The 23,476-nt window shown below is 72.2% G+C and carries 23 protein-coding genes and 1 pseudogene; 13 read left to right on the top strand and 11 right to left on the bottom strand.

Features of this window, described 5'->3' with window-relative positions; all coding sequences use genetic code 11:
• Nucleotides 1-6: 6 nt before the first annotated feature.
• Together R6Y94_RS33715 and R6Y94_RS33710 are read right to left on the bottom strand one after the other, a co-directional pair.
• Entirely contained in the window at nt 7-438 is a 432-nt protein-coding gene (locus R6Y94_RS33715) for a preprotein translocase subunit TatB (RefSeq protein WP_318400240.1), read from the bottom strand.
• Nucleotides 439-510: 72 nt separating this feature from the next.
• A complete protein-coding gene (locus R6Y94_RS33710; protein WP_318400238.1) occupies nt 511-1,839 on the bottom strand; it encodes a S1C family serine protease in 1,329 nt (442 codons plus the stop codon).
• 431 nt (nt 1,840-2,270) lie between these two features.
• Here R6Y94_RS33710 and R6Y94_RS33705 point away from each other — a divergent pair, with 431 nt between their 5' ends.
• Nucleotides 2,271-2,846 (top strand): O-methyltransferase, encoded by a 576-nt coding sequence (locus R6Y94_RS33705; protein WP_239312401.1) that lies wholly within the window; start codon nt 2,271-2,273, stop codon nt 2,844-2,846.
• A 45-nt stretch (nt 2,847-2,891) separates the two neighbouring features.
• Here the strand turns inward: R6Y94_RS33705 and R6Y94_RS33700 are convergent, their stop codons facing one another.
• Both R6Y94_RS33700 and R6Y94_RS33695 read right to left on the bottom strand, forming a co-directional pair.
• Entirely contained in the window at nt 2,892-4,400 is a 1,509-nt protein-coding gene (locus tag R6Y94_RS33700) for a leucyl aminopeptidase (protein ID WP_318400236.1), read from the bottom strand.
• Nucleotides 4,401-4,550: 150 nt separating this feature from the next.
• The gene (locus tag R6Y94_RS33695) at nt 4,551-4,718 is read right to left on the bottom strand and encodes a DUF3117 domain-containing protein (protein ID WP_007455245.1); all 168 of its coding nucleotides are present in this window, start codon (nt 4,716-4,718) and stop codon (nt 4,551-4,553) included.
• Between the two features lie 187 nt (nt 4,719-4,905).
• On the opposite strand from R6Y94_RS33695, the gene R6Y94_RS33690 reads away from it, so the two are divergent.
• The 4 genes from R6Y94_RS33690 to R6Y94_RS33675 all read left to right on the top strand — a co-directional run bounded on the left by R6Y94_RS33690 (nt 4,906) and on the right by R6Y94_RS33675 (nt 9,190).
• A complete protein-coding gene (locus R6Y94_RS33690; protein WP_318400234.1) occupies nt 4,906-5,730 on the top strand; it encodes a PaaX family transcriptional regulator C-terminal domain-containing protein in 825 nt (274 codons plus the stop codon).
• Nucleotides 5,727-6,515, top strand: a complete 789-nt coding sequence (locus R6Y94_RS33685; RefSeq protein WP_318400232.1) for an enoyl-CoA hydratase-related protein — start codon at nt 5,727-5,729, stop codon at nt 6,513-6,515. The genes R6Y94_RS33690 and R6Y94_RS33685 overlap by 4 nt, the downstream gene beginning before the upstream one ends.
• Nucleotides 6,516-6,616: 101 nt before the next feature.
• Nucleotides 6,617-7,921, top strand: coding sequence for a DUF1800 domain-containing protein (locus tag R6Y94_RS33680; RefSeq protein WP_318400230.1), 1,305 nt, complete (start codon nt 6,617-6,619; stop codon nt 7,919-7,921).
• 18 nt (nt 7,922-7,939) lie between these two features.
• Complete coding sequence (locus tag R6Y94_RS33675; RefSeq protein ID WP_318400228.1) at nt 7,940-9,190, top strand: DUF1501 domain-containing protein; 1,251 nt, start codon at nt 7,940-7,942, stop codon at nt 9,188-9,190.
• Between the two features lie 23 nt (nt 9,191-9,213).
• On the opposite strand, the gene R6Y94_RS33670 is transcribed toward R6Y94_RS33675, so the two are convergent.
• The 5 genes and pseudogenes from R6Y94_RS33670 to R6Y94_RS45400 all read right to left on the bottom strand — a co-directional run bounded on the left by R6Y94_RS33670 (nt 9,214) and on the right by R6Y94_RS45400 (nt 12,355).
• Nucleotides 9,214-9,813 (bottom strand): hypothetical protein, encoded by a 600-nt coding sequence (locus tag R6Y94_RS33670; RefSeq protein WP_318400226.1) that lies wholly within the window; start codon nt 9,811-9,813, stop codon nt 9,214-9,216.
• 4 nt (nt 9,814-9,817) lie between these two features.
• Nucleotides 9,818-10,408, bottom strand: a complete 591-nt coding sequence (locus R6Y94_RS33665; RefSeq protein ID WP_318400225.1) for a DNA-3-methyladenine glycosylase I — start codon at nt 10,406-10,408, stop codon at nt 9,818-9,820.
• Nucleotides 10,409-10,495: 87 nt separating this feature from the next.
• Nucleotides 10,496-11,014 (bottom strand): SRPBCC family protein, encoded by a 519-nt coding sequence (locus tag R6Y94_RS33660; RefSeq protein WP_318400223.1) that lies wholly within the window; start codon nt 11,012-11,014, stop codon nt 10,496-10,498.
• Between the two features lie 458 nt (nt 11,015-11,472).
• Nucleotides 11,473-12,021, bottom strand: a pseudogene (locus R6Y94_RS45405) (DivIVA domain-containing protein); the annotation flags it as partial.
• Nucleotides 12,022-12,070: 49 nt separating this feature from the next.
• Nucleotides 12,071-12,355, bottom strand: coding sequence for a zinc ribbon domain-containing protein (locus tag R6Y94_RS45400; protein ID WP_412102938.1), 285 nt, complete (start codon nt 12,353-12,355; stop codon nt 12,071-12,073).
• 284 nt (nt 12,356-12,639) lie between these two features.
• Between R6Y94_RS45400 and folP the strand changes: the two genes are divergently transcribed.
• Nucleotides 12,640-13,509, top strand: a complete 870-nt coding sequence (gene folP / locus R6Y94_RS33650) for a dihydropteroate synthase (RefSeq protein ID WP_318400348.1) — start codon at nt 12,640-12,642, stop codon at nt 13,507-13,509.
• Nucleotides 13,510-13,607: 98 nt separating this feature from the next.
• Here the strand turns inward: folP and ndhC are convergent, their stop codons facing one another.
• Complete coding sequence (ndhC, locus tag R6Y94_RS33645; RefSeq protein WP_318400221.1) at nt 13,608-13,988, bottom strand: NADH-quinone oxidoreductase subunit A; 381 nt, start codon at nt 13,986-13,988, stop codon at nt 13,608-13,610.
• Between the two features lie 384 nt (nt 13,989-14,372).
• Here ndhC and R6Y94_RS33640 point away from each other — a divergent pair, with 384 nt between their 5' ends.
• Together R6Y94_RS33640 and R6Y94_RS33635 are read left to right on the top strand one after the other, a co-directional pair.
• Entirely contained in the window at nt 14,373-16,154 is a 1,782-nt protein-coding gene (locus tag R6Y94_RS33640; protein ID WP_412102946.1) for a 2-oxoacid:acceptor oxidoreductase subunit alpha, read from the top strand.
• The gene (locus tag R6Y94_RS33635; RefSeq protein WP_318400217.1) at nt 16,147-17,181 is read left to right on the top strand and encodes a 2-oxoacid:ferredoxin oxidoreductase subunit beta; all 1,035 of its coding nucleotides are present in this window, start codon (nt 16,147-16,149) and stop codon (nt 17,179-17,181) included. The genes R6Y94_RS33640 and R6Y94_RS33635 overlap by 8 nt, the downstream gene beginning before the upstream one ends.
• A gap of 73 nt (nt 17,182-17,254) precedes the next feature.
• On the opposite strand, the gene R6Y94_RS33630 is transcribed toward R6Y94_RS33635, so the two are convergent.
• On the bottom strand, nt 17,255-18,283 hold the full coding sequence (locus R6Y94_RS33630) for a potassium channel family protein (RefSeq protein WP_318400215.1): 1,029 nt from the start codon (nt 18,281-18,283) through the stop codon (nt 17,255-17,257).
• A 252-nt stretch (nt 18,284-18,535) separates the two neighbouring features.
• Here R6Y94_RS33630 and R6Y94_RS33625 point away from each other — a divergent pair, with 252 nt between their 5' ends.
• From R6Y94_RS33625 to R6Y94_RS33605, 5 genes are all read left to right on the top strand, one after another.
• Nucleotides 18,536-18,793, top strand: a complete 258-nt coding sequence (locus R6Y94_RS33625; protein WP_318400213.1) for a hypothetical protein — start codon at nt 18,536-18,538, stop codon at nt 18,791-18,793.
• Between the two features lie 215 nt (nt 18,794-19,008).
• Nucleotides 19,009-20,670 carry a glycoside hydrolase family 10 protein gene (locus R6Y94_RS33620; protein WP_318400212.1) on the top strand — a complete coding sequence of 554 codons (1,662 nt, stop codon included), beginning with the start codon at nt 19,009-19,011 and terminating at the stop codon, nt 20,668-20,670.
• Nucleotides 20,671-20,915: 245 nt separating this feature from the next.
• A complete protein-coding gene (locus R6Y94_RS33615; protein WP_318400210.1) occupies nt 20,916-21,467 on the top strand; it encodes a phospholipase in 552 nt (183 codons plus the stop codon).
• 1,015 nt (nt 21,468-22,482) lie between these two features.
• On the top strand, nt 22,483-23,280 hold the full coding sequence (locus R6Y94_RS33610) for a helix-turn-helix transcriptional regulator (RefSeq protein ID WP_318400208.1): 798 nt from the start codon (nt 22,483-22,485) through the stop codon (nt 23,278-23,280).
• A complete protein-coding gene (locus R6Y94_RS33605; protein ID WP_318400206.1) occupies nt 23,271-23,459 on the top strand; it encodes a DUF397 domain-containing protein in 189 nt (62 codons plus the stop codon). The genes R6Y94_RS33610 and R6Y94_RS33605 overlap by 10 nt, the downstream gene beginning before the upstream one ends.
• The last annotated feature ends 17 nt before the right edge of the window (nt 23,460-23,476 follow it).

Genomic DNA, 23,476 nt, shown 5'->3' with positions numbered 1-23,476 from the left:
GCCGGGTCAGGTGGCGTCGGCGTCGAAGACGCGGCGTCCGGCCGGCGTCACGTCGCTGCCGGTACCCGAGGTCGAGGCGGTCGAGCCGCTGGACGAGCGGATGTCCGCCGAGGCCGCGACGTCGTCGACCTCCCGGCGTACGTCGGTCAGGTCGGAGCGGAGCTTCTCGAACGTCCCCTCCAGCGGCTTCCGGATCGCCTGCTCGTCTTCCTCGCTCAGCAGGTGCTTGCGGATGAACGCCTTCGGGTGCAGATCCTCAAGCTGGATGTCGGTGCCCAACTCGCGGCTCAGGTCGCCGGTGGCGTTACGGGCCATGTTGCGCAGGTTGCGCAGCATCCGGAGGCCGTCGCTGATCACGGCCGGCAGCCGGTCGCCGAAGATCAGCAGCGCCACCAGCAGCAGCGCACCGATCTCCCACCAGTTCAGGTTCTCGAACACGCCTGCCTCCTCATCCCCGCCCCCGGCAAGAGTACGCACGTCATGGCGGGCGGTGGGAGGGGGAGCGGGGCGCTACTTCACATCGGCGGCCAGGGTCACCGAGGCGGCCTGCCGCTCCGGCCCACGCCGGTACTCGACGTTCACCACCGAGCCGGGTGCGTACTTGCGGACCAGCGCGATCAGGTCGCTCGGGTCCTCCAGCGGCTTGCCGTCGATTTTGAGCACCACGTCACCGGCGCGCAGCCCGGCGGCGGCGGCCGGCCCGGTCGGCTCGACGGCGGAGATCCGCACCCCGCCCGACCCGCCGGAGCGGGTGCCGCCGACCGTCGCGCCGATCACGGTCCGGCGGGCCTTTCCGGTGTCGATGATCTCCTGGGCCAACCGCTTGGCCTGGTTGATCGGGATCGCGAAGGCCAGGCCGACGTTGCCGGCGGTCTCCTCGTCGGCGGCCGGCGTCTGGATCACCGAGTTCACCCCGATCACCCGCCCGCCACCGTCGACCAGCGGCCCGCCGGAGTTGCCCCGGTTCACCGCGGCGTCGGTCTGGATGGCGGCGTAGTAGCGCACCTGCCCACCCGCCTCACCCTGCCGGAACGTCCGGTCCAGCGCGCTGACGATGCCGGCGGTGACGGTGTTGGCCAGCGACAGCGGGGTACCGAAGGCGAGCACCGGGTCGCCGACCGCCACGGCGTCCGAGTCGCCGAACTCCACCGGCTTGAGGCCGTTCCGGGACACCTTGATCACGGCGATGTCCGCCTCGGGATCCTTGCCGACCACCTCGGCCGGTGCGGTGGAGCCGTCGTTGAACACCACCGTCGCGGTGTCGGCGCCGGCACCGACCACGTGGTCGTTGGTGATCACGTAGCCGTCCTGGCTGACCACGAAGCCGGAGCCGAGACCGATGCCGCCGTTGCCGCTGACCCGTACCGTGACGACGCTGGGCAGCAGCCGCTCCGCGACACCGGCCAGCGAGTCGGGTGGCCGGCGGGCCGTGACGGGCGGCTCTGCGGCGGTCGAGCCGAGCGTGGTCGTACCGCCGGCACCGCCGCGCACCGCGAAGGCGTACCCGAGTGAGCCGCCCAGCGCCCCGGCCAGCAACGCGGTGATCAGCGAGACCAGGAAGACCGGAGCCAGCCCCCGCCGCCCGGCGGTGGCCGGGTCGGTCACCGGCTCGGGTTCGGCGCCCGCGCCCGAGGCCGGCGCCGCGTGCACCACCACGGCCGCCGGAGTGGCCGGGTTCCGCCACGGGTCGTGCAGCGCGTCGGACCACCACGGGGACGATCCCGGGGTGGCGGCCGACCCGGGCACCGCGGGCGTGCCTACCGTCGAGGGCGTCGGCGGCGGGGGATTCCCCGGCGTCGCCGTCCCGTCGGGCTGGCGCCAGTTCCAGCCGTCCGTCACGTTCGCTGCCTCCCAGTCCGTCCCTGAAGCCGGGCGCCGCGCGGGCCGGGGCGACCGGTTCCGGCCGCGGCGTCCGGGTTCCGCATCCAGGATCGCACGGATGGCCGATTACCGGTCATCGGTTGGTCCGAGGCGGCGGCGCCGTCCGAGGTACGCGCCTGCCGATCACGTGACGCCACCCTTAGGCTCATACCCGCAACCCGCCCCGTCCGCCGTCCCACCGCCGCCGTTCCACCGTCACCCCGCGAACCCGCCGTCCGCAAGCTCCGCCCGCCGGAAATCCCGGCACCCCCGAGACGCACCGAGACCGAGTTCCATCCCCAGCCGAGTCCCTCGCCGCCCGGAGGTGCCCCATCGCCACGGTCGCCCGGTCAGTCAGTACGACGACCGCCCAAGCACTCCAGTTCGCCGAAGCGTACGTCGCCGAGGACCTGGTCCTGCGTACCGCCCGCAGCCTGGCCAGGGAGGTCGGGCTCGACGCCGTCACGCCGGGGACCGGTGCCACGCTCCGACTGCTGGCCGCGGCCGGCAGTGCGCGAGCCGTCGTGGAGATCGGTACCGGTACCGGGGTCAGCGGGCTCTGGCTGCTCCGCGGCATGCGCCCCGACGGCATCCTGACCACGATCGACGTGGAGACGGAACACCAGCGGATCGCCCGGCGGATCTTCCAGGAGGCGGGCTTCGCCTCCGGGCGTACCCGGATCATCACCGGCCGGGCGCTGGACGTGCTGCCCCGGCTCGCCGACGGGGTCTACGACCTGATCTTCGTCGACTCGGAGGTGGCGGAGTACAGCGCCTGTGTCGAGGCGGCGCTGCGGCTGCTGCGCCCCGGCGGGGTACTCGCGCTGCACGGCGCGCTGGCCGCCGGCCGGATCGGCGACCCGGCCGCCCGGGACGTGGAGACGGTGACCGTCCGGGAGGTGGTCAAGGCGGTCCGCGAGTCGGAGGAGTGGACCCCGGCGCTGCTGCCCACCGGCGAGGGCCTGCTCGTCGCGGTCAAACGCTGACCGGCCCCGGCCGCACACCGACCGGAGCACCGGCATCGGCATCGGCTACGGCTGGGTCGCCAGCCAGCGCAGCAGGGTGCGTACGCCCCAGCCGGTCGCGCCCTTGACCAGTTCGCCGTCGTTGCCGTCGGACCAGGACGGCGCCGACATGTCCAGGTGCACCCAGCGGTCCCGCAGGTCACCGGCGAACTCGCGGAGGTAGAGCGCGGCGGTGACCGATCCGGCGCCGTGGTTCGGGGCACTGTAGAGGTCGGCGATCTCGCTGCCGAGGTATTCGGCGTAGTCGGTGGGGAGCGGCATCCGCCAGGCCCGCTCGCCGGCCGCCTCGGCCGCCGCCAGTACCGCCTCGGCCAGCTCGTCGGTGTCGCTGTAGAGGGCGGCGGTCCGCTTGCCGAGCGCGACCGCGTTCGCCCCGGTGAGGGTGGCGAGGTCGACCAGCAGGTCCGGCGCGAGCCGCGCCACGGCGTAGCCGAGTGCGTCGGCCAGCACCAGCCGGCCCTCGGCGTCGGTGTTGGTGCTCTCGCTGGTCAGCCCGTTGTAGTGCCGCACCACGTCGCCCGGCCGGTACGCCGAGCCGCTGACCATGTTCTCGGCGAGCGGGGCGAGCGCGGTGACCCGGACCGGCAGCCGGAGCGCGGCGGCACCGAGTGCGGCGGCGACCACGGCCGCGGCACCGCCCATGTCCTTGCGCATCAGTTTCATGCCGTCCCGGGGCTTGATCGACACGCCGCCGGTGTCGAAGGTGATGCCCTTGCCGACGAGTACCACGTGCCGGTCCGCACCCTCGGGTCGCCAGCTCAGCTCGACCAGCCGGGGTCCCTGCGCCGATCCCCCGCCGACGGCGAGGATGCCGCCGAACCCCTCGGCGGCGAGCCGGTCCGGCTCCCGGACCTCGACGGTCAGCCCGTCGCGGCCGGCGGCCGCCTCGGCCACTCGGTCGGCGAACCAGGCCGGGCTCTTCACCGAGGAGGGGGTGTTGGTCAGGTCCCGGGCGAACCGGGTCGCCTCGGCGACCACCCGGGCGGTGTCCAGAGCCGCCCGGTAGGGCTCCGGGGCGGCGACCGCGAGCAGTACCTCGGTCAGCGCGGGCGGGTCGCCGGCGGCTCCGTCGGTGTCGGTCATCCGGAACCGGTACGACGCCAGCCAGATCCCTTCGGCGAGACCGCGCACCGCCTCCGGGGTGGCATCGGCCGGGATCGCTATAGTGATCGAACTCTCACGCGTGGCCGCCCGGACCACCGCCGCCCCGGCGGACCGCCAGCCGGCCTCGTCGCCGCCGCCCACACCGGCCAGCAGCAGCCGGGTCGGGGTGCCCTGCGGCCGGATCGACCGGTGCAGCGCGCCCGCGGCACCGGGCTGGTCGAGGTACGGCAGCAGCGCGGTCGCCTCGGCTGCCAGTTCGGCAGGCAGGGCGAGGAAGGTGGGCAGCACTCGACCGCCCGGGTCGACCCGCGCCGCCCCGTCGGCGGGCGCACCCGGCGGCTCCGCAGGCGCGACCGGCAGGGCCAGGGTCTCGAACCCGCTCGGGTCGACTACCAGACGGATCGACAGCACGCCGGCGTTACCTCCAGACGATCTTGTGTGAGCGGAAAGAACGTACCCGCCCGGGCATCTACGACCCTGGGCCACCGGCGACACCGCCGGTGGCCCAGGGTGAGAAACCCCGCCGGACGAGACGTACCGCCCGGAGGAGTCGGCGTTCACTTAGCCGGCGGCGGCCTTCAGCGCGTCACCGAGCGCGTTGGCCTCGTCGGGAGTCATCTCGACGACGAGCCGGCCACCACCCTCCAGCGGAACCCGCATGACGATGCCCCGGCCCTCCTTGGTGACTTCCAGCGGACCGTCGCCCGTCCGCGGCTTCATCGCCGCCATGTTGTCTCCCCTCAGACCTTCATCAGGGTCGGTGGGTTACCCCACATCCATTTGGTCAGCATCACCGCCCAAGGCCGCGGTGCCGACCAACGATTTTCCCTGATGAACACCGCCGGACCCAAACCGAACCAGCGTTGATGTAACAGCATCTAGCTTATCTTGAGAAGGGGTGTCACAATGTGCGGTCATGCAGGCACGGTCGGCACTCTTCGACCTGTACGGCGACTACCTCCGCTCCCGGGGTGGACGCGCACCGGTGTCCGCGCTGGTCAAACTACTATCCCCGCTCGGCATCGCCGCACCCGCGGTCCGTACCGCAGTCTCCCGGATGGTCCGGCAGGGCTGGCTGCACCCGCTCCGACTGGCCGCCGGACCGGGCTATCTGCTCACCCCGAGAGCGGCCCGACGACTCGACGAGGCGGCGGCCCGGATCTACCGGACCGGCAAGATCGGATGGGACGGCCGATTCGACCTGATCGTGCTTGAAACCGGCACGAACCGCCGGGACCGGCAACGCCTCGCCGCCAACCTGAGCTATCTGGGCTACGGCATGCTCGACGAGCAGACCTGGGTCGCCACCCGGCCGGGCGAGGACGTGGACGCCCTGCTGACCGAGGCCGGGGTGCGCTACGAGCGGTTCACCGCCGCGCACACCGCCGGCACGCCCGGGGCGATGGGGGTGGTCCGGCGGGCCTGGGACCTCGACGAGATCGCCAACGCGTACCAGGAGTTCGTCTCCGAGCAGCGGCCACTGCTCGCCGCGGTGACCGTACGTAGCTGCGACGAGGACGCGTACGCCGCCCGGTTCCGGCTCGTGCACGCATGGCGTACCTTCCTCTTCCGGGACCCGCAACTGCCTCCCGCGCTACTGCCCGAGCGGTGGCCGGGGACGAGCGCGGCAGCCTTTTTCGACCGGCACGCCGCGCGGCTGCGCCCGGCCGCCGACCGCTTTGTCGAGCAGTGCCTCGACGGTTCCCACCGGATCGCCCGACAGAAGGGTCAACAGCCGTGACCGAGCCGTTGCTCATCGACCGCTCCGACTCCGTGGTCACGCTGACCCTGAACCGGCCGACCGCGATGAACGCGCTGGACGTGGCACTGAAGGAGGCCCTGCGAGACACCCTGGCCGAGTTGGAGCACGACCGCTCCTGCCGCGCGGTGGTGCTCGCCGGTGCCGGATCGGCCTTCTGTGCCGGCCAGGACCTGCGGGAACATGCCGCCACGCTGGCCGGTGGCGGCACCGACCCGCTCGGCACGGTCCGGACCCACTACAACCCGATCGCCGCCCGGCTGGCCAGCCTGCCCAAGCCGGTGATCGCGGCGGTACGCGGCATGGCGGCCGGCGCCGGAGCCTCGCTCGCCTTCCTCGCCGACTTCCGGATCGGCGGCCCCGGCACGAGCTTCCTGCTGGCCTTCGCCAAGGTCGGCCTGGCCGGCGACACCGGCGCCTCCTGGTCGCTGCCCCGGCTGGTCGGCCACGCCAAGGCGGTCGAGCTGCTGATGCTCGCCGAGCCGGTACCGGCCGACGAGGCGCACCGGCTCGGGCTGCTGAACCGGCTGGTCGACGACGAGCAGGTGCTGGAGACCGCGCAGGAGCTGGCCGTCCGGCTGGCCGCCGGACCGACGGTGGCGTACGGGGCGATCAAGCGGCAGCTCTCGGTCGGCGACGCCGGCACCCTCTCCGAGGCGCTGGCCGCCGAGGCCCAGGCGCAGGCGATCTGCGGCGCCACCACCGACCACCGGGCCGCCACCGCCGCCTTCGTGGAGAAGCGCCGGCCGACGTTCGAGGGCCGCTGACCGTCCCCGGGCGCCGGCATCGCCGGAATCACCGCTGACGCAGACCGATCTCGATCGCCGGCCTTACCGGGCTCGTACACAACCGGCCTAGGGTCGGCCGCATGGTCGATCGGGACGCCGTCGTACATCTGCTGCGCCGCGCCACCTTCGGGCCGACAGCCGCCGAGGTGGAGGCGGCCGGACGCGCCGGGCTGGCGGCCACGCTGGACCGGTTACTCAGCCCGGTCGGCACCGACCCCGGCGCGGCGGCCACAACGGCGCCCGAACTCGGCGCCGACCCGTACGCCGGGATCACCAAGGAGTCCGGCCGGGAGCAGCGGCAGCAGGCCCAGAAGAAGCGGGCGGAACAGGCGCGCGGGCTGGTCGACTGGTGGCTGGACCGGATGGTCGCCGCCGAGCACCAGCTCACCGAGAAGCTGGTCTTCTTCTGGCACGGGCACTGGGCGACCAGCGTACGCAAGGTCAAGTCCGCCCAGCTCATGCTCGGGCAGCTCGACACCTTCCGGCGGTACGGTCGGGGGCCGTTCGAGGCACTGGTCCGGGAGATGGTGCGGGATCCGGCCCTGATCCTCTGGCTGGACGGGCAGAAGAACACCCGTACCGCCCCGAACGAGAACCTGGCCCGGGAGCTGATGGAGCTGTTCACCCTCGGCATCGGGCACTACACCGAGGCGGACGTCAGGGCCGGGGCACGGGCGCTGACCGGCTGGCAGGTCGACCGGCGTACCGGCGAGGCGCGGTTCGTCCGGCGCCGGCACGATCCGGCCGGGAAGACGATCCTCGGCCGGACGGCGGCGTTCGACGCCGACTCGTACGCCCGGCTGCTGGCCGCCCGCCCCGAGGCCGCCGCCTTCGTCGCGGCCCGGCTCTGGGCCCGGTTCGCCGGCGCCGACGTGCCGCCGCCGGAGGCGCTGGCCGGAACCGCCGGCACCACCACCGAGGTGCTCCGGGCGCTCTTCACCGCGCCGGAGTTCGGGCAGGCCCGGGGCGGGTTGGTGAAGCAGCCGGTGGAGTGGGCGGTCGGGGCGATGCGCCAGCTCGGCATCCGCCCCGGCAATCTCCCTGACCAGCAGCGTCGGGAGCTTGCCAACCGGTTGGCCGGGATGGACCAGGTGCCGCTGCGACCGCCGAGCGTCGGCGGCTGGCCGGCCGGTCCGGCCTGGCTGACCACCTCGTCGTTGCAGGCCCGGATGCGGCTGGCCGCGCTGCTGGCCGCAGCGGCGGCCCCCGAGGTGACCCGGCGGCTCGCCGGCACCGCCCGGGACGACCGGCCGGAGGCGCTGGCCCGGCTGCTGGTGGTGGACCGGTGGACGCCGCGCACCCTGGCCGCCCTGGCCCCGCTGGCCGACGACCCGCGCCGGCTGCTGGTCGCCGGGCTGGTCAGCCCCGAGTACACCGTCAGTTGACGAGGAGGAGACGAGCGGATGGACATCCTCACCCGACGCAGGTTCCTGCTCGCCAGTGGCGTGGCCGGGGCGGGAGCGCTCGCGGCCGGCGCAGGCGCGTACGGCCTGTCGGACCTGTTCGACACGGCCGGTGACCGGGACCCGCAGGCCCGTACCCTGGTTCTGGTCACCCTGTACGGCGGCAACGACGGCCTGAACACCGTCGTCCCGTACGCAGACCCGGCCTACCAGGACGCCCGCCCCGAGCTGGCGTACTCGGCCGACGAGGTGAAGCGGCTGGACGACCGGGTGGGGCTGAACCCGGCGCTGGCCGGGCTGCACCGGCTGTATGGCGAGGGCAGGCTGGCCATCGTACGCGGTGTCGGATATCCGACACCCGACCGCAGCCACTTCCGCTCGATGGACATCTGGCAGACCGCCCACCCCGACCGCCCCGAGCACACCGGCTGGCTGGGCCGCTGGCTGGACGGGGCGGGCGGCGACCCCCGGCTCGCGGTCTCCTTCGAGCCGACCCTGCCGCCGCTGCTCGCCGGTGCCCGCAGCGCGGGTGCCGCCGTACCGGTCACCGAGCGGAAGGCCCGCCGCCCGGTCGGCGACCCGACGCTGGCCAAGCTCGCGGTGGCGGAGCCCGGCGAACCGGCCGGTCAGGCTCGGGCCGCCGCCTGCTTCGCCGACCTGCGCGCCGTCGACGCGATGATCACCGAGGTACGCGACGCCGCCGCGACCGAGGAGGCCGACGACGGCGGTGACGACGACCGGCCGGCCGCGACCGCGACCGGCGGGGCGCGCAGTTCGCTCGCCGCCCAACTCGACCTGGTGGCGCAGTGTGTCGAGGCCGGGGTGTCGAGCCGGGTCTTCTCGGTCTCGCTGGGCGGCTTCGACACGCACGCCGACGAGAAGCAACTCCAGGCGGTGCTGCTCGGCCAGGTCGACAAGGCGCTGACCGCCTTCGTCGACCGGATGGCCGGCACCGAGGCCGGGCGCAGGGTGGTGGTGGCGGTGTACTCGGAGTTCGGCCGCCGGGTCCGGGCCAACGCCTCGGACGGCACCGACCACGGCACCGCCTCCGACGTCTTCCTGCTCGGCGCCGGGGTACGCGGCGGCCTGCACGGCGAACCGCCCAGCCTGACCCAGCTCGACGACGGAGACCTGCGGTTCACCACCGACTTCCGGGACGTCTACGGCAGTCTGCTGGAGCGGGTCCTCGACACCGAGCCGGAGCAGGTGCTGGCCGGCTGGCGGGGCCGGCTCCCCGGGGTGCTGACCTGACCGCCGCCGGGGCGGGGGCCGGGTCAGTCCTCGTCCTCCTCCGGGTCCTGGTTGGCCTCGACGCCGAGCACGAACGCCTGCATCGCCAGCTCGTCGTCCGACGGCGCGACGAACGCCGGCAGCTCGCGGGGGCCCAGCTCCTGGACGTACGCCCAGAACAGCCGGACCGCCTCGGCCGGTGACCCCGCCTCGATCGGCAGGTCCAGGCTGACCAGGTAGTTCCGGCGCTCCGGTGCCGGGCCGACCCGCCCAACCAGCTCCTGGTAGACCGCCGGGTCGACCGGGGTGACCGGGCCGTCGAGGGCGAGCCGGTCGGCCGGGACCGGCGCGTCGAAGACCTGCCGGGTGTACGTCACCGCGAGCGCCGCGGTCTCGCCCGGTCCGGACTGCGGATCGTCCGGATCCCGCTCCTCGACGCCATCGGCGGCGATCACCCGGCCGAACGCGACCACCAGCGGCGGCCGCTCGTCGCGGACCACCAGGACGGGGTCGCCGGGGCCGGGCCGGGGCCCGCCGTTGTGGCCGGTCAGCTCCAGGGTGTCGTGGTGGAAGAGCCGCTCGGCCTCGTAGCGCTCACCGGGGATGACGACGGCCCACGTCCGGGCCGAACCCGCTGCACTCATGCCGCTATCCCATCACGGCGGCGGGCGGCCGCTTCACGTGGCAACCGTCGAGATGGTCGTCGACCATGCCGGTCGCCTGCATCAGCGCGTACGCCGTGGTGGGGCCGACGAACCGGAAGCCCCGCTTCCGGAGTGCCTTGGCCATCGCGGTCGACTCCGCGGTGATCGCGGGCACCTCCGCGAAGGACCGGGGCCGGGCCGCCCGGGCGGCCGGGGCGAACGACCAGAGCAGTGCCGCCAGCCCGTCCGGCAGGTCGAGCGCGGCCCGCGCGTTGGCGATCGCCGCGTCGATCTTCGCCCGGTTCCGTACGATGCCGGCGTCCGCCATCAACCGGGCCACCTCCGCGTCGCCGTAACCGGCCACGGTCTCCAGGTGGAACCCGTCGAAGGCGAGCCGGAACGCCGGCCGCTTCCGCAGGATGGTCAGCCAGGAGAGCCCGGACTGGAACGCCTCCAGCGTCAGCCGCTCGTAGAGCGCGTCGTCGCCGTGCAGTGGCCGGCCCCACTCCTCGTCGTGGTAGACGGCATAGTCCGGGGTACTCGCGCCCCAGCGGCAGCGGGCCAGCCCGTCGTCGCCGGTCACCAGATCAGTCACGGCGCCAACGGTAGGCCAACCGGCCGACAACCTGCCGGTGACCAGCACCACCGCCGCCGTCCCAGCACTGGCCGGATGGTGCCGGGGTCAGGGCAGTTGGCCGCGCTCCACCAGCCGGGCGAACCGCTTCAGCGCCTGGGTGAGGCCGAACTTGGAGCCGGGCCAGAGCACCGGCCAGGCCACCCGCCCGGCCGAGCCACCGGGCAGGTGGAACCACTCGTGCCAGACCACCTGGGTCCGGTCCTCGGCCATCTGGGTGCAGCGCAACACCCCGGGGCCGCGCAGCAGACCGCCGCAGTGCACCACCCGCACCTCGTACGGCGGGTCCACCCGGACCACCCGCATCTCGTCGCGGAGCACGGCCGGCCCGACCGCGGTGACCGCCTCCACCAGGCTGCCCTCGCCCCCGTCCCCCTCCACCAGCCGGACCCGGGTGAAGGGGATCCAGTCGCCCTGCCGTTCCCAGGCGGTCAGCGCGGCGAAGACCCGGGGTGCGGGGGCCGCGACGATGACCGTCGCGGTGACCTCTCCGGCGCCGGGCTGGGCCGCTGCCCGGAGCCCCTCGGTGCCGTCCGGATCCACACCGCCCGGGTCGGCGGCGCTCACGCCCGCTCCGGTTGCTCCGCCGGTCCACTCGGCCCGGCTGCCCCGTCCGCCTGCACCGGCCGCCCGACCCGGGTGGTCGGCGCCCCGTCGGCCGGTTCGTCCGACTCGTCGGCGGCGTCCGCCCGCACCGGCCGCCCGACCGTCCCGGACGGGCTCCCGTCCACCGGTTCGGCCGACTCGACGGCGCTGTCCGCCGGCACCGGCCGGTCGTCCTCGCCGTCGCCGGTCGAATCGCTCGATCCGTTGCTGGCGGCCGACCCGATCGGTGCGGTGGCCTCGGCCAGGTCGCCGTCCTCGGCCTCGATCACGGAACCCCCCGCCCGGACCGGCCGGGTCGGGGCCGGTTCGTCGCCGTCCGCCCGGTCGTCCGTCGCGGGCGCGGCAGGCTCCGCCGGAGCGGGCTCGGGCCGGCTGGACGGCTCGGACCCGAACTCGACCGGCTGGAACTCGAGCGGCGCCGGCTCGGCCAGCCCGGACCGGTGCTCGGAGCCGCTCGGGACACCGCCGGCGGCGTCAGCCGGGCCGCTGACCGGCGGCACCGGCGACGAGTGAACCCCGATCCCGCCGGTCGTCGCCGCGGCGGCCAGCGTACGGGCCGAGGAGTTGTCGACCACGGCGTCCGGCGCGGCCCCGGCCGACCCGGCCGGTACGAGAGCCGCCTCCCGGGCCCGGCGGAGCACCTCGGCGTCGTCCAGCCGTCCCTCCCGCAGTGCGGTGACCTCCGCCTGGAGCACCCCGATCAACTCGTCCTTGTAGCCGATGTCGTACGCGGTGCGGCGCAGCGCCTGGTCGACCTGGGCCATCCGGTAACCCCGCAGCGCCAGGTCGAACCGGACCTGCCCGACGTCGGTCTCCAGCAGCGGCCGGTTGCCGGGCAGCGGCACCGCCCGACCGTCCGGCTCGGCGGTGCCCAGCCCAGGATCGGAGCCGGTCACCAGCACCGTCACCCCGAAGACCACCGCCGCGACGGTCAGCGCCACGACCAAGAGGAGCAGAACCTGACCCATCCGCCGATGGTGGCATGGCGAGCCGGGCCGGGCGACCCCGCCACCCCGGTCATTCTTCGACAGGCTTGACTTCCTCCCCGCCCGAAAGGACGGGAGGCAGGCATCGCCGGCATCGCTCCCGGCTACGACTCGACCAGCCGCAACGATGTTCTTGGCCGCGTTGACGTCCCGGTCGTGCCGGGGTGCCGCAGTCGGGACACGTCCAGTGGCGTGTCCCGAGGGAGAGCGTGGCGAGCAGGTGCCCGCACACCGAGCAGGTCTTCGAGCTGGGGTGCCGGCGGTCGACGACGACCAGGGGGCTCGGGTAGACCCGACACTTGTACGCCGTACGCATGTTCGAAAGTCCATCCGAGGGGGCGAGTTGAGTAACGCGACACGCCGCAGGCCAGCGGGCTTCGCCCTCGGACCGTCCCGGCTCCGCCGGGCCGCTCCTGGCGCAGTCCGGATTCCTCCCCGCACTGAAGGACGGGGCATCCTCCGGAGGACCCGGTGAAACCCTGCCTGTCGGCGCTCACGGCACCCCGGCTGCGGGCCGCCGACCCGTGCCGGCGCCCGCACGGGTACGGCGGTCCGCGGCCGACTAGCGTGATCAGCGCCAAGACGGTGGAGGAGGAGTGGATGGCGGACGCGCTTCGACTGGGGCGGCGCACGTTCGCGCCCGGCGACCTCGCCGTGATGGCGATCGTGAACCGTACCCCGGACTCGTTCTTCGACCGGGGCGTGACCTTCGCCGCGGAGAGCGCGCTACGGGCCGTGGAGCGGGCGGTGACCGAGGGTGCGGAGATCATCGACATCGGCGGGGTGAAGGCCGGGCCCGGTGCCGAGGTGGATGTGGCCGAGGAGATCCGTCGTACCGTCGGCACCATCGCCGCCGTCCGGGCCGCCTTCCCGGACGTGGTCATCTCGATCGACACCTGGCGGGCGGAGGTGGCCGTCGAGGCGATCGCGGCCGGCGCCGACCTGCTCAACGACACCTGGTCCGGAGCCGACCCGGCGCTCGCCGAGGTGGCCGCCGCGACCGGGGTGGGACTGGTCTGCTCGCACGCGGGCGGGTTGGCTCCGCGTACCCGGCCGCACCGGGCGGCCTTTCCCGACCTGCTGGGCGACGTGCTCGACACCGTCACCGGGCTCGCCGACCGGGCGGTCCGGCTCGGGGTACGCCGGGACGGCATCCTGATCGACCCGGCGCACGACTTCGGCAAGAACACCCGGCACTCGCTGGAGATCACCCGACGGCTCGGCGAGTTGACCGGCACCGGCTGGCCGGTGCTGGTGGCCCTGTCCAACAAGGACTTCGTCGGAGAGACCCTCGACCTGCCGGTGGACCAGCGGCTGGAGGGCACCCTCGCGGCCACCGCGATCTCGGCCTGGCTGGGTGCCCGGGTGTTCCGGGCGCACCAGGTACGCCCGACCCGGCGGCTGCTGGACATGGTCGCCTCGATCCGGGGCGACCGCCCCCCGGCGGTCTCCCGGCGCGGACTGGCCTGACCCGGCTCCGGTCAGACCTGCCTGGCAGTACCGGTCAGACCTGCCGGACCGCGCTCGTCAGACCCTGCGGACCCCCGGTCACGCCCGGCCCGCCCGGCTCACTGCGTCCAGCGGAGGATGTTCTTCCGCCAGGCGTAGAGGATGCCGAGAGCGAGCACGGCGACGAAGATGGCCATCTCGATCACCGTGACGAGGCCGAACCCGGGCCGGTCGAAGACCACCGCCCAGGGAAAGAGGAAGACCGCCTCGACGGCGAACAGGACGTAGAGATAGGCGTAGACGTAGTAGCGGATCTGCATCTGCGCCCAGTCGCTGCCGACCGGGTCCAGCCCGCACTCGTAACTGGTCCGCTTGCCGGGCGGGTCCGCGGGGCGGGCCGGCCTGAGCACCCGATTGGCGGCGAACGCCCCGACGAAGACCAGTACGCTGGCGAGCAGCAGCAGCCCCAGCGTCGCGTACGACCCCAGGTATCCGGTCATGTGCGGCAGCCTACCGCCCGGTGTCGGGTTTCTACCCCGCAGAATTCGACGTCCGGAGTTCGGTGATCTGGATAACGACACTGCTTTCCGGGTGGGGCGAAAGCACGCTAATGCTGCCATTACAGCGTCCCATGTGACGGACCTTGGGCAAGGATCACCTAACCATCGACGTAGGCTCTGCAATGAAGGACTGGAGCGGGCCCGGCCTCACCACCGCCAACCCGCCACCGGCGCTCAAGGAGGACATGTGGCCGAGCAAGGCGAGGTCACCCCTGAGCTCAGCCCGTCCGACCGGGCCGAGCGAAGCGAGGTGCAGCAGTGAGCAAGCAGGTCCAACAACTGGATCGGGTGGTCATCCGGTTTGCCGGCGACTCCGGCGACGGCATGCAGCTCACCGGCGACCGATTCACCTCGGAAACCGCTCAACTGGGCAACGACATCTCGACGCTGCCGAACTTCCCCGCGGAGATCCGCGCCCCCGCCGGCACCCTACCCGGAGTGTCGAGCTTCCAGGTGCACTTCGCGGACTACGACATCCTCACCCCGGGCGACGCCCCCAACGTCCTGGTCGCGATGAACCCCGCCGCGCTGAAGGCCAACCTGGCCGACCTGCCGCGCGGGGCCGACATCATCGTCAACACCGACGAGTTCACCAAGCGGAACCTGGCCAAGGTGGGCTACCAGGTCAGCCCGCTCGACGACGGCTCGCTGGACGGCTACGTGCTGCACCCGGTGGCGCTGACCTCGATGACCGTCGGCGCGCTGGCCGAGCACGACGTCTCGAAGAAGGACGCCGAGCGGGCCAAGAACATGTTCGCGCTCGGCCTGCTCTCCTGGATGTACTCCCGGCCGTACGAGTCGACGATCCGGTTCCTGGAGCGGAAGTTCGCGGCCCGGCCGGAGCTGGTCGCGGCGAACACCGCCGCCTTCAAGGCCGGCTGGAACTTCGGCGAGACCACCGAGGACTTCGGGGTCCGCTACGAGGTCAAGCCGGCGAAGATGGACCCGGGGACATACCGGAACATCACCGGCAACGCCGCGCTCTCGCTGGGCCTGGTCGCCGCCGGTGTCCGGTCCGGGCTGCCGGTCTTCCTCGGGGCGTACCCGATCACCCCGGCCTCGGACATCCTGCACGAGCTGAGCAAGCACAAGCGGTTCGGCGTCACCACGATGCAGGCCGAGGACGAGATCGCGGCGATCGGGGCAGCGCTCGGCGCCTCGTACGGCGGTGCGCTCGGCGTCACCACCACCTCGGGTCCGGGCGTGGCGCTGAAGGGCGAGACGATCTCCCTGGCGGTGGCCCTGGAGCTGCCGCTGGTCATCGTCGACGTACAGCGGGCCGGCCCGTCCACCGGCATGCCGACCAAGACCGAGCAGGCCGACCTCAACATGGCGCTGTTCGGCCGGCACGGCGAGGCGCCGGTCGCGGTGATCGCCCCGCGCTCGCCGTCCGACTGCTTCTTCGCCGCGCTCGAAGCCGCCCGGATCGCGCTGACCCACCGCACCCCGGTGATCCTGCTGTCGGACAACTACGTGGCGAACGGCTCCGAGCCGTGGCTGCTGCCGGACGTCGAGTCGCTGCCGGACCTGCGGGTCGAGTTCGCCACCGCGCCGAACGGCGAGGACGGCAAGACGTTCCTGCCCTACCTGCGCGACCCGGCCACGCTGGCCCGGCCGTGGGCGATCCCCGGCACGCCGGGGCTGGAGCACCGGATCGGCGGTCTGGAGAAGGCCGACAAGACCGGCGACATCTCGTACGACCCGGCGAACCACGACTTCATGGTGCGGACCAGGGCGGCCCGGATCGAGGCGATCCAGGTGCCGGACGTCGAGGTCGAGGACCCGGACTCGGACGCCCGGGTGCTGGTGCTCGGCTGGGGCTCGACGTACGGGCCGATCGGCGCGGCCTGCCGTGGGCTGCGCCAGCGCGGCCTGCCGGTGGCCCAGGCACACCTGCGGCACCTCTCGCCGCTGCCGGCCAACCTCGCCGAGGTGCTGGCCCGCTACGAGAAGGTGGTGATCCCGGAGATGAACCTCGGCCAGCTCGCCCACGTGATCCGGGCCCGGTACCTGGTCGACGCGATTGGATACAACCAGGTCCGGGGGCTGCCGTTCACCGCCGTCGAGCTGGAGACCATGCTGGAAGAGGTCGTGAAGAATGCCTGAGCCCGTCGCCCTCAAGCTCACCACCAAGGACTTCAAGTCCGACCAGGAGGTGCGCTGGTGCCCCGGCTGCGGTGACTACGCGATCCTCGCCGCGGTCCAGTCGTTCATGCCCGAGTTGCAGATTCCCCGGGAGCGGATCGTCTTCGTCTCCGGCATCGGCTGCTCGTCGCGCTTCCCGTACTACATGAACACGTACGGAATGCACTCGATCCACGGCCGGGCCCCGGCGATCGCCACCGGGCTCTCGGTCTCCCGGCCGGACCTGTCGGTCTGGGTGGTCACCGGTGACGGCGACGCGCTGTCGATCGGCGGCAACCACCTGATCCACGCGCTACGCCGGAACGTCAACCTCAAGATCCTGCTCTTCAACAACCGGATCTACGGGCTGACGAAGGGGCAGTATTCTCCCACCTCCGAGGTCGGCAAGATCACCAAGTCGACACCGGTCGGCTCGGCGGACGCGCCGTTCAACCCGCTCTCGCTGGCCCTCGGTGCCGAGGCGACCTTCGTGGCCCGGACCATCGACTCGGACCGCAAGCACCTCCAGTCGGTGCTGCGCGCCGCCGCCGAGCACCAGGGCTCGGCGTTCGTGGAGATCTACCAGAACTGCAACATCTTCAACGACGGCGCCTTCGACCAGTTGAAGGAGCCGGCCACCCGGGACGACTACCTGATCCGGCTGGAGCACGGCCAGCCGATCACCTTCGGCTCCGACGGCCAGTTCTGCGTCGTACACCCGCCGGGCGGGTTCGGCCTGGAGGTCCGGGAGACCGCCTCGGTACCCGCGAGCGAGATCGTGGTGCACGACGCCACGGTGACCGAGCCGGCGTACGCCTTCGCGCTCTCCCGGCTGCCCGGCTTCGCCCTGCGCAACACCCCGATCGGGATCTTCCGCAACGTCGACCGGCCCAGCTACGACGGAGTGGTCCAGGGGCAACTCGACGCGGCCCGGGCGAAGAGCACGGGCACCCCGGAGGAGCAGCTCGCCGGCCTGCTGAACAGCGGCGACACCTGGACGATCCTCTAGGTCGTCGAGGATCGCGGACCCGTCGACCGGTGAGCGCCGGTCGGCGGGCCTGGGCCGGCAGCGCGGGCGACCGTCAGCGGGACTGGTCGGCAGGGGCGCTGCCGCTGCTGGACCGGTCGTCGCGGACGTACACCAGCATGTCGCCGGTCTCGATGGCGGTGGCGGCCTGGTCGGCGAGCGAGACCACCTTGCCCCGCCGGACCAGCGCGATGACCAGCGCCTCCAGTTGGCGCGGCGACACGCCGACCTCGTCCCGGGTGGCCGAGCGCATGGCCAGCGCCATGCCCTGGCCGGGGGTGAGCAGGTCCTCGACGACGTCGATCAGCGGCGGGGCCGAGGTGGAGACGCCGAGCAGCCGGCCGGCGGTCGCCGACGAGACGATGACGTGGTGCGCCCCGCTCTGCCGCAGCAGCGGAGCGTTCTCCGCCTCCCGGGCAGCGGCGATGATCCGGACCTGTCCGGCGGTGAGCTGCCGTACGGTCAGCGTGACCAGTACGGAGACCTCGTCGCTGTCGGTCGCGATGATCACGGATTTCGCGTGCCGGACGTGCGCCTCGTTCAGCGTCGCCGACCGGGTGGCGTTCCCCTCGATCACCACCAGTCCGGCCGAGGTGGCCTGTCGGATCGCGGCCGGATTACGCTCGACGACGAGGATCCGTTGCTTGTCGAAGCCGGTTTCGAGCAGTGCGGAGATCGCGCTACGGCCCTTGGTGCCGTAGCCGCAGATGATGACGTGGTCCTTCACTTTCCTCCTCCACCGCGTCAAGCGGAGGTTGGTGCGGTACTGCTCGGTCAGGACTTCCAGGGTGGTGCCGACCAGGATGATCAGGAACAGTACCCGGGCCGGGGTGATCACCAGGACGTTGATCAGCCGGGCCCCCCGGGTGACCGGCGTGATGTCGCCGTATCCGGTGGTGGAGAGGGAGACCACCGCGTAGTAGAAGGAGTCGAGAAGGGTGATCCCGTCCTCGTTGGAGTCACGGTAGCCGTCCCGGTCGAGGTAGACCACCGTAACGATCAGCAGCACGAGGCCGATCGCGGCGGCGAGCCGCTGGCTCAGCGCCCGCAGTGGCCCCCTGCGGATGGCGGGAAAGTGGATCATCGCCAACCCCGCCTCATCGCCGCCGCCCGCACGCCCACAACATAGCGGGGATCTTCGCACCGGGTTGCCCGGGTGCCCGGATCGGGGCCGACAGGCCGGGTTGTGGTCGGGCGTCCAGCCACGCATCGAGCTGAAATTTTGGTTAGATACATTGCGCTGGGTACGGCTGAATTAGCACGCTGTGACGTCAAGTGCGGTCATCCGCCCCCAAACGCCGCGCTGTGCAACTCTCTCCCGTCGCCTGGAGGTGCCGTGACCACGCTGCCCGCAGTTCCCGACCTGGCCGCCGGGACCGTACTCCAGCTCCGTCAGGAGGACTGGCGGTACGGCGGCTACCCGCTCCGGCTCCGGGTCGAACAGGTCCGGCACGACATCTCACACTATTACCAGGACGAATGGGTTTGGATCGTCGGCGAGCGGCTCGACCGGGACGGCCGGGCACAGGGCCGGATCGAGGCGCTGGTCAGGGTGGCCGCCCTGGGCGAGCGCGACCGAGAGGAGCGCGGCTGAGCGGAGCGGGCCGGGTGCGGGGGTGTCCGGGCGGCACGGCGGATCGCGGGCGGCGGACCGTACGGCGGAGAGTCCATGGTCGATCGAAGGCTTGCGCCCGGTGGCCACGTGTGAAAATTTCCTTCCAGCGGCATAAGCGTGTCGGTATAAACCACCGACGGGCGCCGCCGTGCCCCTCCCCGCCCCCGGGGGAGCCCAACGAAGGGACACACCGCATGAAGCCATATCGGCTCGTAGCCGCCGGGCTGGCCGCAGCGCTGCTCGGTTCGCTCGTCGCCGCCACGCCCGTGAACGCCACACCCGCGATCACCACCACCGCACCCACCCGCGCCGGCAGCACCGGCTGCGCGACCGATCCCGCCACCCCGAAACGGCAGTTCCGGGCGATGTGGATCGCGAGCGTCGTGAACATCGACTGGCCGACCAAGGCGTCCTACACCGCGCCGGACCGGATCGCCGCCCAGCAGGCGGAATACACCGGCTGGCTCGACCTGGCCCAGCGACTGAACCACAACGCCGTGGTCGTGCAGGTCCGGCCGACCGCCGACGCGTTCTGGCCCTCGCCGTACGAGCCGTGGTCGGAGTACCTGACCGGGGTGCGCGGCCAGGACCCCGGCTGGGACCCGCTGGCGTACCTGGTCGCCGAGTCGCACAAGCGGAACCTGGAGTTCCACGCCTGGTTCAACCCGTACCGGATCTCCATGCCGGACGGTGCCGGCGCCGACGTCAACAAGCTCGCGCCGGGACATCCAGCCCGGGAGAACCCGGAGTGGGCGGTCGCCTACCCGCAGAACGCGGCCGGCTCCCGCCTCTACTACAACCCCGGCATCCCGGAGGTACGCCAGTTCGTCCAGACCGCCATGCTCGACGCGGTCAAGCGGTACGACATCGACGGCGTGCACTTCGACGACTACTTCTACCCCTACCCGGCGGCCGGGCAGGACTTCGCCGACCAGGCCACCTTCGAGCGGTACGGTGCCGGCTTCGCCAGCAAGGCGGACTGGCGGCGGCACAACATCGACCTGCTGGTCCAGGAGATGGGTCGACGGATCAAGGCGACCAAGCCGTGGGTGAAGTTCGGGGTCAGCCCGTTCGGCATCTGGCGTAACAAGGCGGTCGACCCGCTCGGCTCGGAAACCAACGGCACCCAGTCGTACGACGCCAACTTCGCCGACACCCGCAGGTGGGTCAAGGAGGAGTGGATCGACTACATCGTGCCGCAGGTCTACTGGAACATCGGCCTCGCGGTGGCCGACTACGCCAAGCTGGTGCCCTGGTGGTCGGAGGTGGTCGCCGGCACCCGGGTGCAGCTCTACATCGGGCAGGCGGACTACAAGATCGCCGACCCGGCGCAGCCGGCGCCCTGGCAGGACCCGGCCGAGATGTCGAACCACCTGACCTTCAACCGGGACTATCCGCAGGTCGCGGGCAACATCCACTTCAGCGCGGTGCAGGTCCGGGCCAACCGGCTCGGCGCCACCGACCGCTACGCCGCCGAACACTACTCCCGGCCGGCGCTGATCCCGACCATGCCGCACCTGGCCGCCAAGCCGCTGATGTTCCCGGTGCTGACCGGCGCGTCCCGGCAGGCCGACGGGGTGCGGCTGCGCTGGCGGCAGCCGGCCGACGGGCTGGGGCCGTTCGGTCGAGCCACCTCGTACGCGATCTACCGGTTCGACGGGATCGACCTGCCCGGCTCCTGCGGCTTCGCCGACGCGGGCAACCTGGTCGGCACCGTCCGGGCCGGCGGCGCAGGGGTGCAGTCCTGGCTGGACAGCACCGCCGAACCCGGCCGACGGTACAGCTACTACGTGACCGCGCTGGACCGGCTGGCCAACGAGAGCCAGCCCAGCCCGCCGTGGTTCGTGCTCCGCTGATCGGACCTCGTCGACGAAGATCCACCGCCACCGGTACCGACCGGCACTGGCGCGCGAATGCTCCGGGGTACAACACCTCGGAGCATTCGCCTGTTCTGGCGCCTGTCAACGAAAATAAAGGTCGGATAGAGATCGGCGGGCGACGATGCCCTGAGACTGTCACCACGTAGATCACCTACCGGTGACAGCTCCGCCCCGCCCGGGCCTCCCCACGAGGGAGCCCTTCCTATCCGGAGGTACCTGCCTTGTCCCGTCGCCTGCTCACCACCCTGACCGCCAGCATGTTCGCGGTGCTGGCGCTCCTCGGGTTCGCCGCACCCGCTGCCGCCGCGGTGACCCCCGAACAGAAGCTATCGGTGCTGTCGAGCTGGACCCAGACCAGCGCCAGCAGCTACAACGCCTGGAACTCCGCCCGCACCAACCAGGCCGCCTGGGCCGACTACGCCTTCAACTGGAGCACCGACTACTGCTCGTCGAGCCCGGACAACCCGCTCGGGTTCAACTTCGAGCTCTCCTGCCATCGGCACGACTTCGGCTACCGCAACTACAAGGCGGTCGGCCAGTTCGACCCGAACAAGGCCCGGCTGGACAGCGCCTTCTACGAGGACCTGCGACGGGTCTGCGCGACGTACAACGCGTTCGTCCGCCCGGCCTGCTACAGCCTGGCCTGGACCTACTACCAGGCCGTACGCGCATTCGGCTCGCTGGTCATCAGCCAGTCCGACCTGGACAAGGCGGCGAAGCTGAAGGCCGACGGTGAGCGCCGGGCGGCCGCCGCCGCGGCCGCGGCCCGCTGACCTCCACATCCGCAGGCCACTCGTCGCCAAGGTGAACCCTGCCAACCTCCCCGCGCGGTCCCTCCGTGGTACCCAAAGGTGAAAGTCGGGGCGCACTGGCCACGCCGTCCAGGTCGGAAGAGGTTCACTGATCCGGTCGGGACCGGCGCCGATTGCCGTCGGCGCCGGTCCCGATGCCGGTCCCGCCCCGGCCCGGATCCCCCCCCGGGGCGGGACCGGCCGGCTCAGATCGAGCGTCGCGCCAACGGTCGCCGCCGCGACCCGCCCGGCGTCGGGGCCGTCCGGCGCGCACTGTCGAGCTGCCCCGGTTGTGCGCCCGGATCGAGGATCCCCGCGCCATCGAGGATCCCCGCGCCGGAATTGGAGTCCGGTTCGGCCGGCCGGCCCGGGTCGCCGGTCACGGCACGTCGCCGCCGTCCGGCGTTCCGGCCGAACCCGCCCCCGGCGGCTGTCGGCTGCCCGGTGCGGACCGCCCCCGGCTGCCCTGCCCGCGTTGGCTGACCAGCCCGATCCGGCTGACCGCCCCGACCGGCCCGACTGCCGACGGGCCGTTCCCAGGTGAGCCGCTGGTTCGTCGGCCGGCCCCGGATCGGCGCCGGCGGCGGGTCGGCGGGCTCGGAGATCCGGCACGGCGGCGACGGCGGCCGGGCCGACCATGCCGCAGCGGTCGAGCCGGGACATCTCCATCGGTGGCCACACCGGCAGTACCGCCAGAGTCGGCGCCAGTCCCTTCGATGCCGATCGGGCGTACGGCGTAACCAGCTCATCTCGCGACCCCCTCCGCGTCCGGTCTGGAGGCGGGGACCGCTCGTGCGGTGCCGGCTCCGAGCGGTCCCCGCGCGGGTACCGCTCTCCCCCCAGAAACGATCCCGGAGCGGTCCCGTCGGTGACAGTCTGGTGCAGAGGTAACTACTGTGGACGGCGATCCGGCCTCTTTGCGCAGTTGAGCCACGGCGTACGCGTAGTCATGAGTGGGCCGCGTAGATACCGACACATTCCGAGTGGAGGGTGCGTGATGGGCGCAGCGGTGGACCTCCTGGTCGAGGAGTTGATAGAAGCACGAACGTCCCGGGCCATGACCCAGGAGGAGTGGGCCCGCACGGTCAAGTTCTCTCCGACGCACGTCAGCTCGGTGGAGACGCGGCACCGGCCACCGACCGGCGACTACGTGGCCGCCGTGGACCGGGCGTTCCAGACCGGAGGCGCCTACACCCGGCTCCTGGTCAAGCTCGCCAGTTTCGACAGCGCGCCGATCTGGCTGCGGGACTGGATCGAGATCGAGCGGGAGGCGGTGCTGCTCCGCTGGTTCGAGCCGGCGTACGTGCCGGGGTTGTTGCAGACCGAGGCGTATGCTCGGGCGACCCTGGCCGGCGGCCGGTTCACCGCCGAGGAGATCGACCGGCACGTCGCCTCCCGGCTGGCCCGGCAGGCGATCCTCAACCGGGACGTCCCGCCGCAGCTCATCGCGGTGATCGACGAGGCGGTACTGCGCCGGCCGGCCCCGGAGCAGCCTGGGCTGATGGGTGAACAGGTGGAGCGGATCGTCGCGCTCGCGGAACTGGACCACGTCCAGGTGCAGGTCGTCCCGGCCAGCACCGGGATCTATCTGGGGCTGGCCGGACAGTTCATCATCGCCGAGATGTCGGACGACAGCAGGGTGGGGTATGCCGACAATCAGCTCAAGGCGCAAATAGTCGATCAACCGGGCGAAATTGCTAGACTGGTGCGAATGTGGGAAGTAGTGCGTAACTATGCTCTTCCCGTCAGACAATCGCTCGAACTGATCAAGGAAGTGTCGAAGATATGGACTTAACTGGGGCCGTTTGGCGCACGTCGACCCGGTCCGGTGGTAACGGTGGTGCCTGCGTGGAGGTGGCGGACAACCTGCCTGGGGTGGTCGCCGTCCGGGACAGCAAGGACCCGACCGGCCCGGTCCTGGCGTTCCGCCCCGACTCCTGGCGGATATTCGTCGACCTCGCCAAGGACCTCTGACCACCACCCTGCCTCGA

The organism is Plantactinospora sp. KLBMP9567 (genome assembly GCF_033446045.1).
In the GTDB taxonomy this organism is placed as follows: domain Bacteria; phylum Actinomycetota; class Actinomycetes; order Mycobacteriales; family Micromonosporaceae; genus Plantactinospora.
This window is presented reverse-complemented; position numbering and strand designations above follow the sequence as displayed.